At 63.3% G+C, this 14,194-nt stretch carries 16 protein-coding genes and 1 pseudogene; 3 read left to right on the forward strand and 14 right to left on the reverse strand.

The window, feature by feature from the left end:
- Positions 1 to 115: 115 nt before the first annotated feature.
- From HU735_RS18240 to HU735_RS18305, 14 genes and pseudogenes are all read right to left on the reverse strand, one after another.
- Positions 116 to 418 carry a phage tail assembly protein gene (locus tag HU735_RS18240; RefSeq protein WP_028690637.1) on the reverse strand — a complete coding sequence of 101 codons (303 nt, stop codon included), beginning with the start codon at positions 416 to 418 and terminating at the stop codon, positions 116 to 118.
- A 12-nt stretch (positions 419 to 430) separates the two neighbouring features.
- Entirely contained in the window at positions 431 to 940 is a 510-nt protein-coding gene (locus HU735_RS18245; RefSeq protein WP_023628885.1) for a phage major tail tube protein, read from the reverse strand.
- A 13-nt stretch (positions 941 to 953) separates the two neighbouring features.
- A complete protein-coding gene (locus HU735_RS18250; RefSeq protein WP_186714654.1) occupies positions 954 to 2,120 on the reverse strand; it encodes a phage tail sheath family protein in 1,167 nt (388 codons plus the stop codon).
- Positions 2,121 to 2,200: 80 nt separating this feature from the next.
- On the reverse strand, positions 2,201 to 2,713 hold the full coding sequence (locus HU735_RS18255; protein ID WP_186714655.1) for a phage tail protein: 513 nt from the start codon (positions 2,711 to 2,713) through the stop codon (positions 2,201 to 2,203).
- A 1,494-nt stretch (positions 2,714 to 4,207) separates the two neighbouring features.
- A pseudogene (locus tag HU735_RS18260) lies at positions 4,208 to 5,005 on the reverse strand (phage tail protein); the annotation flags it as partial.
- Positions 4,998 to 5,606, reverse strand: coding sequence for a phage tail protein I (locus HU735_RS18265; protein ID WP_186714656.1), 609 nt, complete (start codon positions 5,604 to 5,606; stop codon positions 4,998 to 5,000). The pseudogene HU735_RS18260 and the gene HU735_RS18265, both read right to left, overlap by 8 nt.
- Position 5,607: 1 nt before the next feature.
- Positions 5,608 to 6,489 (reverse strand): baseplate J/gp47 family protein, encoded by an 882-nt coding sequence (locus HU735_RS18270; RefSeq protein ID WP_186714657.1) that lies wholly within the window; start codon positions 6,487 to 6,489, stop codon positions 5,608 to 5,610.
- Positions 6,486 to 6,812, reverse strand: coding sequence for a GPW/gp25 family protein (locus HU735_RS18275; RefSeq protein ID WP_028690641.1), 327 nt, complete (start codon positions 6,810 to 6,812; stop codon positions 6,486 to 6,488). The genes HU735_RS18270 and HU735_RS18275 overlap by 4 nt, the downstream gene beginning before the upstream one ends.
- Before the next feature lie 103 nt (positions 6,813 to 6,915).
- Positions 6,916 to 7,248: a hypothetical protein gene (locus HU735_RS18280; RefSeq protein ID WP_050704437.1), complete on the reverse strand. Its 333-nt coding sequence runs from the start codon at positions 7,246 to 7,248 to the stop codon at positions 6,916 to 6,918.
- Between the two features lie 234 nt (positions 7,249 to 7,482).
- A complete protein-coding gene (locus HU735_RS18285; RefSeq protein WP_110738422.1) occupies positions 7,483 to 8,043 on the reverse strand; it encodes a phage baseplate assembly protein V in 561 nt (186 codons plus the stop codon).
- Positions 8,040 to 8,537 carry a hypothetical protein gene (locus HU735_RS18290; protein WP_186714658.1) on the reverse strand — a complete coding sequence of 166 codons (498 nt, stop codon included), beginning with the start codon at positions 8,535 to 8,537 and terminating at the stop codon, positions 8,040 to 8,042. The genes HU735_RS18285 and HU735_RS18290 overlap by 4 nt, the downstream gene beginning before the upstream one ends.
- Positions 8,538 to 8,583: 46 nt before the next feature.
- A complete protein-coding gene (locus tag HU735_RS18295) occupies positions 8,584 to 8,772 on the reverse strand; it encodes a Com family DNA-binding transcriptional regulator (protein WP_186714659.1) in 189 nt (62 codons plus the stop codon).
- Between the two features lie 25 nt (positions 8,773 to 8,797).
- Positions 8,798 to 9,145 (reverse strand): phage holin family protein, encoded by a 348-nt coding sequence (locus tag HU735_RS18300; RefSeq protein WP_186714660.1) that lies wholly within the window; start codon positions 9,143 to 9,145, stop codon positions 8,798 to 8,800.
- Between the two features lie 462 nt (positions 9,146 to 9,607).
- Positions 9,608 to 10,354 (reverse strand): XRE family transcriptional regulator, encoded by a 747-nt coding sequence (locus HU735_RS18305; protein ID WP_186714661.1) that lies wholly within the window; start codon positions 10,352 to 10,354, stop codon positions 9,608 to 9,610.
- 114 nt (positions 10,355 to 10,468) lie between these two features.
- Here HU735_RS18305 and HU735_RS18310 point away from each other — a divergent pair, with 114 nt between their 5' ends.
- From HU735_RS18310 to fdxA, 3 genes are all read left to right on the forward strand, one after another.
- Complete coding sequence (locus tag HU735_RS18310) at positions 10,469 to 10,672, forward strand: hypothetical protein (protein WP_186714698.1); 204 nt, start codon at positions 10,469 to 10,471, stop codon at positions 10,670 to 10,672.
- A 121-nt stretch (positions 10,673 to 10,793) separates the two neighbouring features.
- Complete coding sequence (gene mutS, locus HU735_RS18315) at positions 10,794 to 13,367, forward strand: DNA mismatch repair protein MutS (RefSeq protein WP_186714662.1); 2,574 nt, start codon at positions 10,794 to 10,796, stop codon at positions 13,365 to 13,367.
- Positions 13,368 to 13,507: 140 nt separating this feature from the next.
- Positions 13,508 to 13,831, forward strand: a complete 324-nt coding sequence (fdxA, locus tag HU735_RS18320; protein ID WP_050704429.1) for a ferredoxin FdxA — start codon at positions 13,508 to 13,510, stop codon at positions 13,829 to 13,831.
- The last annotated feature ends 363 nt before the right edge of the window (positions 13,832 to 14,194 follow it).

Genomic DNA, 14,194 nt, shown 5'->3' on the forward strand with positions numbered 1-14,194 from the left:
TTGTCACTCCGCCAGCCACCAGACCATGTCGCTGTACGACATGGTCATGATCTCGCTGGCGGAAAAGTTCAGCTCCTTGGCCAGCCGCCTGGCGGCGGCCTTCTGCCGGGCAGGGTCAAACCTCGTCGTCCTGCACCAGGCGAAAATAGCCAGTCTGCAGGCGGCTGTAGTCCTTCAGGGCCAGGCCCTCGAGGTCCTTGACGCCGACTTCGGCGAGCGAGGCGAACAGGTTCAGCTCGCGCTGCTCGTCATCGCCCACGCCACCAGCCTGGGCATTGCGGATGTCACGCACGGTCGGGGCGCGCAGCGACAGGCTGTCGACCTGCACGCCGTTGGCTTCGCTGGGGCGCGACAGGCGCACGGTCACGCGCTCGGCGTCGACGGTCAGCCATTGTGGAAGTTTCTTCGCTTGAGCCATCGAGCGTTCTCCTTAAAGACCCAGGGCGGCGCGCTGGGCGGCCAGTTGGTCGACGCCGTCGATCACCCGCTTCATGCCCAGGGCGTCGATTTCGTAGACCAGGCGGCCATCGACTTCGAGCTTGTAGTAGGTGACGGCGACGCTGTGCTTGATCTCGGCCTTGTCACCGGACTTCCAGTCGCCCATGTCGATCTCTTTCAGCGAACCGCGCAGGGTGACGATGACCGGGTTGATCTTGCCCTTCAGGCCCTTGAAGGCGCCGCGGAAGGTGCCGTTGAAGGCAGTGCCGTCGGCCAGGCCGAAGAACTTCAGCGACTCGCGGCGCACGCCGGTGGTGGTGAAGGCGGCTTCCTGCTTCTCCATGCCCTGGTCCATCTCGACCGGCATGTCCATGCCGCCGGGACGGTGCTCTTCCATCTTCAGGGTGAGCTTGGGCAGGGTCAGGCTGGGCACGTCGCCCTGGAAGCTGACGCCATCGACGAACAGGTTCAGGTTGGCCAGTGTTTCGGGAATCATTGCCATGTGGATACGCTCCTTAAGCGGCGGAATCGAGGACTTCGGTCAGCCACTGGTTGGTGACTTCGACGCGGAAATTGGGGTTTTCGGCAGGCGGCACATCGGTGAAGCGGATGTTCCAGTACACCTTGCCCTGCTCCAGCTGACTGGTGGTGTTCAGCTCCGGATCGGCGAAGACCTCGAAGTTGATGATCGCGCCCTGGTTCTTCAGGTCGCGCATGAAGGCCTGCAGGCCCTCGGTGACATCCTTGACGTAGGTGGCGGTGATGGAGCGGTCGACGGCCCACTTGTGGCCGTAGAGGATCGCGTCCATGACGATGTCCATGGTCCGCACGCGGGTGACGAAGGCCCATTTCGGGTCGCTCGACAGGGTGCGGTTGCCCCACAGGCGGAAGCCGTCGTCGCGGATGATGGTGGCGATGTTGGCGTTGTTCAGCAGGTTGGCGCGGCAGGTGTCGTCGCCATCGAGGAACTCCACGGCACGGGTGGTACCGGTAATGCCGACGAACTCCTTGTTCGAAGGCGAAGCCCAGAAGCCGTACTCGCGGTCGGTGAAGGCGAACAGGCCGGCGACCCAGGCCGAACCCGGCGCGTCGACGGTGGCCTCTTCGGCGTTGTCCCAGTAGCGCACGCCCGGATCGACCAGGAAGGCGCGCTTGGCACCGAAGTTCTTGGCGTAGGCGATGGCCGCTTCATCGGTGGTGTTGGGGCCGTCGATGATGGCGATGGCGCGCAGCTTGTCGGCCAAGGCCACCAGGGCGGTGCCGACGGCCTGGGTGGCACTGTGCTTGGGGGTGACCAGCAGGCGCGGCTGGGCGTTGAAACGGCTCTTGCCGTCGAGCAGCGCCTGCAGGCCGGTGCGCTTGCCGTCGGCCAGCTGGTTGCCGATGATCGCCGAGGTCTGCTCGGCGGCGTCTTCGAGCTTGGCCACGCCGCAGGCGACGATGACCGCCTTGGCGCGGCTGTAGATGGCGCGACACGCCTTGGTGATCGCCGCGTTCTGACCAAACGCCGCGACCGCTTCGCGCTCGCTGGTGATCAGGATCAGGTCATTGGCCTTGGCGGTGACGCCCGGGCCTTCGGTGAAGGTGTCGACCAGGCCGATGATCGAGGACGACGGCAGCGCGATGCTGCGGGCGCCGGTGTCGACGTTGGTCACGGTGACGCCGTGGAAGAATCCGCTCATAAAATCTCCAGATATGAAAAGGCCTCGCATCGCGAGGCCAGGAATAGGATGAAAAAGAAAAGCTCCGTCAGTGCACGGCTTTACCGAATCGGTGCAACGGACTGAATCGCTGATATCGCGTCCTCTGCGATAGTTTGAGCTTCGAGAATGCGGCCGGCTGAGCACTCGCAGCGAATCTGCTCCTTGGCCTGTAGACGCAATTCGCGCAGTCGTAACAACGCTACGTCATGCCGGGCTGACTCCCGCAAAATCTCATCGGCCGCCTGTTGCGACGTGCGGCCATTGATAGCCCAGGCAGCGATCATCGGAGGAATATCGCCCGCGTAGCCGGCTGCTGCAAAAGCCGTAGCTTCAGCGGCAGCCCGCGCGTATTCAATGACACGTAGTGGATCACCGACCACGGCAACACGGGCGGCGTCAGTTACCGCATCCAGCCACCTGCAGAGGGACGTTTCATCGTGGACAGCTCGCGTTAGATCCGTCGCCTCGTCTTGTGTGATCGCAACTAAGTGTTGTGGAATATGATCATCCTGCGAGCCATCGGCCTCATAGGCGAATACGGTTCCAATGCTGGGGTCTTTGTAGTACTTCATGCATGTTCCTTATCGAAGTTCCAGCCAGGTCGTTGGCTGGAAGTTGCAGGAATAGGTCACTCCATGGGGCACGATAAATGACACAGAATCGCTAATGCCGGTTTGGACGCCACTACTCGACCAGCAAACTTCCAACCCATTAACGAAATACTTCAATACCAATCCCAAGTGGTTCACTTGAGAGAGCGTCACCACAATCGGGCGCCCCGTAGTATTTGTGTAAGTAGTATTCGCAGCCCTCGAGACCCTGACGTCCTGCCAGGTCTGCCCCACCCCAAGCGTAAGCGAGACAGCATTCCTCAAAGCGCTCTGTACAAAGCTGGTGTTGGCAAGTCGCGTAGTGTCATCACCGTAAGGGGCTGTGTCTGCCTTGGGAGCACCGGTAAACACCGGGTTGGCCAGGGACGCCAACGGGTAGCCGTTCCACTTCAGTTGGCCGCCAACGTCCATGTGGAGCTTTGCTGCGTATTTGCCAGCCCAATGAAAGGCGAGACCTGGGCCATATTCGTCCCGCACCTCGGCGGGAGCCCATTCTCCCACCTGCTGAACTTCTCGGAGCTCCAGCCCGGTGGAGCGCCAGTCCGCCGTATTTACAGCCGAAGCTAGTTGCGGACGCTGCTGACTCACACCGCTGACTTTCAGCCTATCTCCCACAGCTGTCTGCACAAATGCAGTCGTGGCCAACTGTTGGCTGTTGGTGCCTGAGGCAGCAGTGGGTGCAATAGGAACGCCTACGAAGGATGGGCTATTGAGTTTCGCCAGCTCGAAAGGTACCCGCCAGGTACCATCAGCATTGCTTGCCCGTGCAAATAATCGGTCCGTGTATGGAATATTCGCCACTTCAAAGCCAGCCGCCCCGTTGTACGTAGTACGCTGAACGAATGCATAACTCCCATAAGGAGAAAAGCTCGAGTCGTAGTAATAGTGCCCCGAAGGCAAGGTCGGCAGTTGAGCAGCCGAACTAACATCACCGGTCTGAGTGGCACCCAGGCCGTACTTGTCCAGTGTGGCACGCAGAAACTCGGAGTTGATCGCTTGCTTGCTTTTGTTGCCCGTCGTAGGAGTTGGTACCAGCGGTGTGCCCGAAAATGCAGGGCTGGCCAACGGTGCCTTGAGAGCAAGAGAATTGGTCACTGTTGTGGCAAAGCTCGGATCATTGCCAAGGGCATCGGCCAGTTCCTTCAGCGTGTCCAGTGTTCCCGGTGCTGCGTTCACCAAGGCATTGATGGCCCTTATTACATAGGCAGTACTGGCTGCCTGCAGACTGTTGTCACCCACTACTGCGGTTGGGACCTTCGGCACGCCTTCAAACACAGGGTTTCTCACCGGTGCCTTGAGCACCATGGCCTGGTCGACTTCGCTTCTGGTATAGACATCCGTCAGTCCATAGCCAGCTACCGTAGTCGGGTTGCTCGCGGACAGTACCCGACCGTAAGTGTCCACCTGTACACTGCGATAAGTGCCCGCTGCCACGCCGGTTCGGCCGAACGCCATTTCGAAACCTAACGCCGTCACCCCCAGCGTGATTGGTCCATCACTCACCAGCTGCCACGCTCCGTCCGCGTTGACGGCGCCGCGCTCAACCAATACCAACAAGCCTGGAGTGACTTTGGCGCTGGAGTCGGCATCTGTGCAGCGCGTCCAAGGCCCACCAGCGACAACGGTGTACAGACCATTGTCTTTGGCTGCGGCCTGATTCTTCACCAGGACCCTCATACCTGCTGAAAGCGCAACGCCATCCACCGTCTGCAAGCCGCTCAGGGTAATGGAGGCTGTGGTCGCGACCTGCACCGAATGCTTGAAGTCCTGCCCCGCCAGCTCCTCGGTGACCCACTCGCGCGTGGCCAGGACCACCGCCGGATCGATCTTCAACTGCACGTTGCTGGCGCTGCTGACGATCAGGTTCATGCGCACCACCTGGGTGCGCCCCGAGCCCTGGCTGAGCAACGGTTTGTAGGTCGGCGCGCAGTTGGCCACGGCGACCATGTCGCCATCGGCGTCGTACAGCGCGATCTCGCGGATCCACTTGCCGCCGACATCCGCCGGGATGACCTGCTCGGCAACGATGATCGCGCTGTTCTTGTCGTCCACCTTCAGCTGGTTCAGCGGCGCCCGGCGCCATTCGTTGATCAGGCTGGTCTGGGTGGCGTTGGGGGTGGGGTCGGCGCCATTGGCGTCGCCCACGCCCATCTGGGTGATTTTCCACGGGATGCCCAAGGCATCCGCGTTGGCCTGTTTCGCCGCGCCCACGTTGGTGAGGATGGCGTAGAACTGGGAATTCTGGTCAACCATGTGCAATGTCCAAGGTATCGATTGTGTGTTCCCGGCCGCCGCGACCAATGGCGCCACTGACGATCAGGCCAGGGGCTGCCGGCGGATAGACGTCGAGTTCGTCGCCATCCTGCAGCGCGCAGCCGAAATAGAGACCGCCACGGCTTTCGAGACTGATCGCCAGACCGGTCATGTGGCGGCTGACCGGCCGGGCGTCGTCGATCAGCGACGACAGTTCGTTGTAGGTTTCCTCGCTGATGCCGGTGTCGGTCACCCCGACCTTCAGGGCAAACGTCCCCGGCACCCCGGCAGGCTGGGTCTGCCACCATTCCTGCACCTCGATCAGGTAGCCGAACGGCTCGACCACCCGCCGGAGGGCGCCGAGGGTGCCCTTGTGGGCATGGACGAAGAACGCCGAGCGGATCACCGAGCGCTTGATCGCCTCGCTCCAGCTATCGTCCCAGCGGTCCACCGACCAGGCCCAGGCCAGCTGGTAGAGCAGGTGCGCAGGGCAGGTGTAGGGGTTGTAGAGGGTGCGCAACGTGACCTTGAGGTCCTCGTCGGCCGCCACCTCGATGGCCCGCTCCAGCGGCGTGCGGTTGAGCGGCAGAAGGCTCTGCATGTCAGCCCCCCCGCCGCAGTTCGATGCCGGTGCACCAGGCGGCCTGGGCCTTGCTCGGGCGAATGTCGCTCCAGCCGACCAGCTCGACACGGCTCACGCCATCGATGTGCAACTGTGCGTCGATCCCGGAGCGGGCGACCTCGACGCCAAGGCGTCGACGTGGATTGACCCAGGCCTGGAGACGGCGCCGGCACTCGTTGAGGATCGCCTCGAACTCCGGGCCGTTGTCGGCCATGTGCAGCACCGCCTCGACGCGGTACGGCAACACCTCGGCACTGCGCACATTGACCCGGTCGGCGACCGGGCGGATATCGTCGTCGTTGAGGTAGGCGTTGACCTGCGCCAGCAACTCGGGGCTGGCCACGCCGTCGTTGTCCAGGCTCAGCACAGTGACATCCACCACCGCCGGCGACGGGCTCTCGGCGGTCGCGTCGGCGACCCGCCCCGAAGCGTTGCGGGCATGGAGGATGTAGCTGTTGCGCGGGCCGGCGGTGGTCAGGCCTTCGTAGACCAGTTGCACCCGTTCGCGCAGGGCGTCGTCGGATTCGAGCACGGCCTCGGTCGGTGGAATCGTGCTTGGGTCCGCGGCCTGGATCACCAGGCGTTGCAGGCTGACGTTGGCCGCCAGCTGGTCGAGATCGCTGCCTTGGGCGTAGGCCAGCAACAGGGCCTTGGCCGCGTCGTTGATCCGTGCCCGGTTGAGCAGCTTGCGGTAGGCGCCGACCTCGAGCAGCTTGGTCACCGGGTCGCTTTCTAGGTTGGCGGTCCAGCCGTCGCCCAACTGGGCGCGGAAGCTGGCCAGGTCCTCCTGGTACAACGCCTCGAAATCGAGGTCCTCAAGCAATTGCGGGGCAGGCAGTTTCGACAGGTCGACCTGGCTCATACGGTCACCTCCACCAGGGCGTCATCACCCAGGTAACGACCGCTCAAGGCCAGGCTGACCTGGCCGTCGAGCACGGCGACGACCTTGACCCGCTCCAGCTTCAGCCGCGGCTCCCAACGCCCAAGGGCCCTGGCCACCTCGGCCTGCACCGCACTCTTCCAGCCTTCGTTGACCGGCAGGTCGACGTAGCGGCGCAGCTGGCTGCCGTACTCCGGGCGCATGCGCCGGCTGCCCAGCGGCGTGGTGAGGATGTCCTCGATGGATTGACGCAGGTGGGCCACGCCCGACAGGGGCTGGCCGGTGCGGCGGTCCATGCCGATCATGGGGCACCTCCTGGAATTGAGGCTCCAGGTAGCCTGTTCGGATAGCGCATGGTTATCACCTGGCAGGCAGGAAAGGGTTGCCCGGACAAGCCGGGCAGCCGCTTCAGGAGACGAAGTCGTAGGTCAGGGCGACGGCCGCCGTGGCGTTGTTGGCGACGGTCCACAGGCCGTAACCCGCCGGGATGAACAGCTGATAAGGCAGGGTGTACTGCGAATCGATGCCGCCGTTGATCCCGCCCATGATGGCGTGGACGCTCATGTCACCGAGGTAGGCCGGCGCCTTCGGGCCGGTGTACAGGTTGAGGATGCCGCCGCCGGTGCACAGGGTGGCGGTGCGCAGGTACACGCCATCCTTGTTGTCCGCGGCGCTGAAGACCTGGCTGACGGCGGTTGGGTGGGCGTTGAAGAAATGCTTGCCTACTTTTACTGCTTCCATGTTGCTTTACCTTTTGAGTCGAAATGATGGGTCGCGGCACACGCCGCGTTCATGTCGCTCAATGGCGATCTTGCTGGGCTCAAGGCCTTAGGCTCTGTACGAAATGTATCTGCACTCGCCCATACTGCGTTGAAACGGGGCTCGGAATGCTCATGTACTCCAGTACACTCCGCTTCCTCCCCCCGTTTCGCCTTGTCTGGCCTTCGCGCAGACACATTTCGTACAGGCCTTGGTTCAGTGCTTGTGGTTGGCGGTGTTGCCGGCCGTATCGATAATCCGGCCACCACCGTTGATGTCGCCGCTGACCGTCAGCGGGCCGTTGATGGCGACCGTGCCGGTCAGGGTGATCGAAGCGGCGTCGAGGGTGATGGCGTTGTCGCTGACCACCAGGGTGCTGGCGCCGACCTTGACCGTGGCCTGGCCGCTGGGCAGCTGGATGTCATAGCGTTTGGCCTGCCAGTCGTAGGCCAGCGAGCCGCCGTCGTCGAAGCGCCAGACCTCGACATGGTCGCGGTTGTCCGGCGCCGTCCCGGCATTGCCGTACAACCCCGGGACGAAGGTGCCCAGGGCTGGTTCGCCGCTGGGGCTGATCAGCACGCCCTGCTCGTCCAGGCTCGGTACCCGCCAGTGGCGGGCCTTGCCAGCAGCTTGGGCATGCCAGCGCACCCAGGCGCTGGTCCAGCCGCCGCCGTCGGACACCCGCACCCGCGCCGCGGCCAGGTCCACCGCCACCACCCGACAGGGGATCACCAGGCTGGCCAGCATGCGATCGTGCATGGCGCTGGCGTAGCTCATGCCAGGTCCTCCGGTGACAGGTACTTGTCCTGGTTGCCGGGCCCGGTGTCCGGGGCGAAGCCCAGCATCAGGCTGCCCGGGGGCTGGTCGGGCCAGGGCCAATGGACAGTCCCCAGCAGGACCGGTTGTTCCCATTGCACCCGCCAGGTGGTGCCCTCGGCTTCGGCGAGGATGTCCCGTGCGCCCTCGACGTAATCGAGCCCCCAGGACTGTTGGCGCAGCACATCGATCAGCTGCGCCGCCAGCACGCCGGCCTGCGTCCGTGCCTGCGCGGGGGTGCCCTGGGCGGTGACGCGGGCCTCGAAGGTCGCCATCAGCAATGAGCGACCGTCACGCAGCGCCTCGTCGCCGCGCATGCGTAACACGCCATGCACCAAGGCCGGCAGGGCCGGTTCGAGCGTGGCGTCGCCCTCCGTGGCGACCGTGGCGAAGGCCGGCAACGCCGCCCTCAGGGTGGAGGTGACGGCCGCGTACAACTGGGCCAGTTCGCTCATGATTGTGCTCCTTGAATGCGGGTACGACCTGCCATGAGGGCCTCTCCTACTGGATCGATTGAGCGGGAGCCGGGCCCTGCGACCCGTCCTGATCGCTCGTCGGCACGTTGTCGAGGCCCGTGGCCTTCATGTGGTTCAAGGTCGCGCAACGCGAGCACTTGATCTGGACCAACGCCGACCCGCCGATGCGGGCCAGCAAGCGGTTGCATTTACCGCAGCGAAACTCGTTGAACATCCGCTTTTCTTCCTTGTTACCGCGTTCATTCTTCGTCCTGGCGCACAGCCGCAGGCTGCTCGCCTAACCCCAGCCGCCGAGCGGCCCAGCGCTCATAGAGACCGATGGCCACGTCGGCGCCGGCCATGGCAGTAAGGCAACCAAAGGCGCTGGCACTCCAGATCGACATGCCGCTGGCGTACAGCAGCATGACCGTCGACACCCCGCAGACCATGCAGGCCCCGGAGCGCAGCGCCAGCCGCCTGAGCAGCCCCCAGCCGCGGGCACCGGCCTTGTCGGCGCGCCACATCTCGCCGGAAAGTCCGCCCAGCAATGCCAGGAGGATCACCAGCCAGAGCGGCATCTCCAGCAACGTCTGTTGCTCGTTCGTCACGTTCCTGTCTCCTGTGTGTTGCCCGCCAGCGACAGGCCGGCGGATCGTGATTGGCTTGACTCGGCATTCCAAAAAGCCCGCTCCGCAGGCTTTTCAGTAATGCGCGGTGTAACCGCCGGCCACGACTGGTGACGCCGTGCGGTTGCGCTTCAAATTGATGACTCCGACCGCGGCCGCCTGCCCGCCGGATAACTGATCGTGGTGCTTTACGCTGCACACCCGGGCCAGTTGCCAACCCTCTGAACAGTCGAGGCCTGTTCATCGCTGCCTGTATCTCAACCGGTTTGCGTCCGGCTTGGGATACATTTTATGCATTAATGCATATGCAGTCAATGCACAAATTCAAAAATTTATGCATCAGCTTTTGCTCCTATGCATGGAGGCCTGATCTGACGTGGATGTAGGGGATTTCTGAGGACGAAAAAAAACCCGCCGGAGCGGGTTTTTATCGAGGGCTTGGGATCAACGGGCGTACATGCCCCACCAGAAGACGTGGCCAAGAAGGCTGATCTGTTCTTCCTGCATCTGCTGGAAGCTGTAGTCCTCGTCGGGGTGCTCGTCGCGGTTGAAGCTGCGCAGGCGAATGCCGGTAGGCAGGCGGTACACCTGTTTCACCCGCAGCTGGCCATTGTGATTGATGGCATAAAGGTCACCGTCGATGATGTCGCCGATGGTGCTTTTACCGGTATTGACCCCGACCGTGGCGCCATCGCGCAGCACCGGCAGCATGCTATTGCCACGCACCGTCACGCACTTGGCGTTGTCGAACTGCACGCCATTGTGGCGCAGGCTGCGTTTGCCGAAGCGCAAGCGAGCATTCTCGCTTTCCTCGATGACGAATCTTCCTGATCCTGCTGCCAACTCGACCTCACGAAGAAAAGGAACGGACACCTCGTCGTCCTCGACGGGGGTTTCATCGTCCCACAGGCTGATATCGCTCAGGGCCGCATGGCCCTGGGCGAGCGGGGCCGCGTCGCGGGACTCGCCCAGTTCGACACGGCCGCGCAACTGGTCGGTGCTCACGCCGAAGTATTCGGCGATCTTCGAGACGTGCTTGTCCGAAGGATCGACGATCTTCTCGCTGAGAATCCGCGACAGGGTGGATTGAGGCACGCCCGTGCGCCGATGCAGCTCTGTTGGGGACAGATCGTGGCGGGCGAGCAGTTCTCTGAGTACGGAGGCTACGTTGCGTTTTTGCATAATGCGCATAATGCAACCGCGAAAGCGCAAATGCAATGCCCCCTGCAACGAGAAATGAATATTTGCCCCGCTCCCCGGCCATCGCTATCGTCGCGGTTCCCTCGACAAGGATCGGAAAACGGCATGGACCTCTCGCCCCGACGCCGCTGGCCCGCGCAACTGCTCACCTGGCTGATCATGGCGATCATGGTCGCGCTGAACATCCAGCACTGGCCTTCCTTTGAACAGCCCCGACGCGTCTTCAGCCGGGGCTTCGTGATGTTCTGCGTGCTGGTCGCGGTTCTGGAGCTGATTATTCTGAACCAGCTCTTCGGCCACCGGGATTGACGCCCGCCACAGTCAACCTGCGCAGATTTGCCCCACCCATCCGGCCTGCGTCGACCGGAAAAAGCCTGTACCATTAGCGGTTTCGAAATTTGCCACCAGACCACCCGCTGTAAGGCCCTGAATGTCTGATCTCTCCGCACACACCCCGATGATGCAGCAGTACTGGAAGCTGAAGAACCAGCACCCGGACCAGCTGATGTTCTACCGCATGGGCGATTTCTACGAGATCTTCTACGAAGATGCGAAGAAAGCCGCGAAACTGCTGGATATCACCCTGACCGCCCGCGGGCAGTCGGCGGGCCAGTCGATTCCCATGTGCGGGATTCCGTTCCACTCGCTGGAAGGCTACCTGGCCAAGCTGGTCAAGCTCGGCGAGTCGGTGGTGATCTGCGAGCAGATCGGCGACCCGGCTACCAGCAAGGGCCCGGTGGAACGCCAGGTGGTGCGCATCATCACCCCGGGCACGATCAGCGACGAGGCCTTGCTCGACGAGCGCCGCGACAACCTGATCGCCGCCCTGCTCGGTGACGAGCGCCTGTTCGGCCTGGCGGTGCTGGACATCACCAGCGGCAACTTCAGCGTGCAGGAGATCAAGGGCTGGGAGAACCTGCTGGCCGAACTCGAGCGCATCAACCCGGTGGAACTGCTGATCCCCGACGACTGGCCGCAGGGCCTGCCGGCCGAGAAGCGCCCCGGCGCCCGTCGCCGCGCACCGTGGGACTTCGACCGCGACACGGCACGCAAGAGCCTCTGCCAGCAGTTCGCCACCCAGGACCTCAAGGGCTTTGGCTGCGACAAGCTGACCCTGGCCATAGGCGCCGCCGGCTGCCTGCTGACCTACGCCAAGGAGACCCAGCGCACCGCCCTGCCCCACCTGCGCAGCCTGCGCCACGAGCGCATGGACGACACGGTCATCCTCGATGCCGCCAGCCGCCGCAACCTGGAGCTGGACATCAACCTGGCCGGTGGCCGCGACAACACCCTGCAATCGGTCATCGACCGTTGCCAGACCGCCATGGCCAGCCGCCTGCTGACCCGCTGGCTGAACCGCCCGCTGCGCGACCTGAAGGTGCTCAAGGCACGCCAGGACTCGATTCGCTGCCTGCTCGACGGCTACCGCTTCGAGAAGCTGCAGCCGCAGCTCAAGGAAATCGGCGACATCGAGCGGATCCTCGCGCGGATCGGCCTGCGCAACGCCCGCCCCCGTGACCTGGCGCGCCTGCGCGACGCCCTCGGCGCCCTGCCCGAGCTGCAGAACGCCATGGCCGAGTTGGAGGCGCCGCACCTGGCACGCCTGGCCGCGATCACCGGCACCTACCCGGAGCTGGCCGGCCTGCTGGAGCGGGCGATCATCGACAACCCGCCGGCGGTGATCCGCGACGGTGGCGTGCTCAAGACCGGTTACGACAGCGAGCTGGACGAGCTGCTGGCGATCAGCGAGAACGCCGGCCAGTTCCTCATCGACCTGGAAGCCCGCGAGAAGGCCCGCACGGGCCTGGCCAACCTCAAGGTCGGCTACAACCGCGTGCACGGCTACTTCATCGAGCTGCCGACCAAGCAGGCCGAGCAGGCGCCGGTCGACTACATCCGCCGGCAGACGCTCAAGGGCGCCGAACGCTTCATCACCCCCGAGCTCAAGGCGTTCGAGGACAAGGCGCTGTCGGCCAAGAGCCGCGCCCTGGCCCGCGAGAAGATGCTCTACGACGCCCTGCTCGAAACCCTGATCGAGCACCTGGCGCCACTGCAGGACAGCGCCGCCGCCCTGGCCGAGCTGGATGTGCTGAGCAACCTGGCCGAGCGCGCCCTGAACCTGGACCTGAACTGCCCAAGCTTCGTCGAAGAGCCGTGCCTGCGCATCGAGCAGGGCCGTCACCCGGTGGTCGAGCAGGTGCTGACCACGCCGTTCGTGGCCAACGACCTGGGCCTGGACAACAGCACGCGCATGCTGATCATCACCGGCCCGAACATGGGCGGTAAGTCCACCTACATGCGCCAGACCGCCCTGATCGTGCTGATGGCGCATATCGGCAGCTTCGTCCCGGCCGCCGCCTGCGAACTGTCGCCGGTCGACCGCATCTTCACCCGTATCGGCTCCAGCGACGACCTGGCCGGCGGGCGTTCGACCTTCATGGTCGAGATGAGCGAGACCGCCAACATCCTGCACAACGCCACCGACCGCAGCCTGGTGCTGATGGACGAAGTCGGCCGCGGCACCAGTACCTTCGATGGCCTGTCGCTGGCCTGGGCCGCCGCCGAGCGCCTGGCCCAGCTGCGCGCCTACACGCTGTTCGCCACCCACTACTTCGAACTGACCGTGCTGCCGGACAGCGAGCCGCTGGTGGCCAACGTGCACCTGAACGCCACCGAGCACAACGAACGCATCGTGTTCCTGCACCACGTCCTGCCGGGCCCGGCGAGCCAGAGCTATGGCCTGGCCGTGGCGCAGCTGGCGGGCGTGCCGGCGGCGGTGATCCAGCGTGCCCGCGAGCATCTGGGCCGACTGGAAACCGCCAGCCTGCCCCACGAGGCGCCGGTCACGCCAACCCGCGACAACATGCCTCACGTGCCGCACCAGAGCGACCTGTTCGCCAGCCTGCCACACCCAGCCATCGAGAAGCTGGGCAAGCTGGACCTGGACGACATGACGCCGCGCCAAGCTATCGAAATGCTATATCAACTGAAAAACCTGTTATAACGGCCCACCGCGCAAGCTGGTAGAATCCGGCGCGGTTTGCGAGCACTGCAGGTTATTAGCCTGGCCTGCAGCCAGCACCGTGAACCGCGCTGCCCTGGTAAGGAAGGGTAAGCTGCCGTCGCCTGAGGAGAGAATTAGAAATGACCTTCGTCGTCACCGACAACTGCATCAAATGCAAGTACACCGACTGCGTGGAAGTCTGTCCGGTGGACTGCTTCTACGAAGGCCCGAACTTCCTGGTGATTCACCCGGACGAGTGCATCGACTGTGCGCTGTGCGAGCCGGAGTGCCCGGCCCAGGCGATTTTCTCGGAAGACGAAGTGCCGTCCGGCATGGAGAACTTCATCGAGTTGAACGCCGAGCTGGCGGAGATCTGGCCGAACATCACCGAGAAGAAAGACGCCCTGCCGGACGCCGAAGAGTGGGATGGCAAGACGGGCAAGATTGCCGACCTGGAGCGCTGATCGCGCCCAGTTGCGAAAAAGGCCCGAAAGGGCCTTTTTTCATTTCCGACGGGCAAAAAAAAGGGGCGGTTTGACCCGCCCACATTTTTTCCGTAGTCCCTGTATGTCCCAATCATCATCCTGATGAATCGCGTCCCGCGATGTCCCTGGCCGTCATCCTTGAAGGCCTGTGTCTGTCCCTTGACACAGTTCGAATACTAGCGATTCCCCGGTACGGAACAAGCGACGAATATCTCAGGATGATTCAGGCGACACATCTTTTGATATTTATAAAGTTCATATATTTCATATAGTTAGAAAAAGTACGCCACTGAAAACGACATTGATTTACTGATCCCTACAGCGATCACTTACATGACGAGT

This window comes from Pseudomonas sp. BW16M2, from assembly GCF_014268865.1.
GTDB classification, from domain to species: domain Bacteria; phylum Pseudomonadota; class Gammaproteobacteria; order Pseudomonadales; family Pseudomonadaceae; genus Aquipseudomonas; species Aquipseudomonas peradeniyensis.

Coding starts and splice junctions, on each gene's coding strand:
- HU735_RS18240 (WP_028690637.1), bottom strand. CDS start 418: ATGGCTCAAGCGAAGAAACTTCCACAATGGCTGACCGTCGACGCCGAG.
- HU735_RS18245 (WP_023628885.1), bottom strand. CDS start 940: ATGGCAATGATTCCCGAAACACTGGCCAACCTGAACCTGTTCGTCGAT.
- HU735_RS18250 (WP_186714654.1), bottom strand. CDS start 2,120: ATGAGCGGATTCTTCCACGGCGTCACCGTGACCAACGTCGACACCGGC.
- HU735_RS18255 (WP_186714655.1), bottom strand. CDS start 2,713: ATGAAGTACTACAAAGACCCCAGCATTGGAACCGTATTCGCCTATGAG.
- HU735_RS18265 (WP_186714656.1), bottom strand. CDS start 5,606: ATGCAGAGCCTTCTGCCGCTCAACCGCACGCCGCTGGAGCGGGCCATC.
- HU735_RS18270 (WP_186714657.1), bottom strand. CDS start 6,489: ATGAGCCAGGTCGACCTGTCGAAACTGCCTGCCCCGCAATTGCTTGAG.
- HU735_RS18275 (WP_028690641.1), bottom strand. CDS start 6,812: ATGATCGGCATGGACCGCCGCACCGGCCAGCCCCTGTCGGGCGTGGCC.
- HU735_RS18280 (WP_050704437.1), bottom strand. CDS start 7,248: ATGGAAGCAGTAAAAGTAGGCAAGCATTTCTTCAACGCCCACCCAACC.
- HU735_RS18285 (WP_110738422.1), bottom strand. CDS start 8,043: ATGAGCTACGCCAGCGCCATGCACGATCGCATGCTGGCCAGCCTGGTG.
- HU735_RS18290 (WP_186714658.1), bottom strand. CDS start 8,537: ATGAGCGAACTGGCCCAGTTGTACGCGGCCGTCACCTCCACCCTGAGG.
- HU735_RS18295 (WP_186714659.1), bottom strand. CDS start 8,772: ATGTTCAACGAGTTTCGCTGCGGTAAATGCAACCGCTTGCTGGCCCGC.
- HU735_RS18305 (WP_186714661.1), bottom strand. CDS start 10,354: ATGCGCATTATGCAAAAACGCAACGTAGCCTCCGTACTCAGAGAACTG.
- HU735_RS18310 (WP_186714698.1), top strand. CDS start 10,469: ATGGACCTCTCGCCCCGACGCCGCTGGCCCGCGCAACTGCTCACCTGG.
- mutS (WP_186714662.1), top strand. CDS start 10,794: ATGTCTGATCTCTCCGCACACACCCCGATGATGCAGCAGTACTGGAAG.
- fdxA (WP_050704429.1), top strand. CDS start 13,508: ATGACCTTCGTCGTCACCGACAACTGCATCAAATGCAAGTACACCGAC.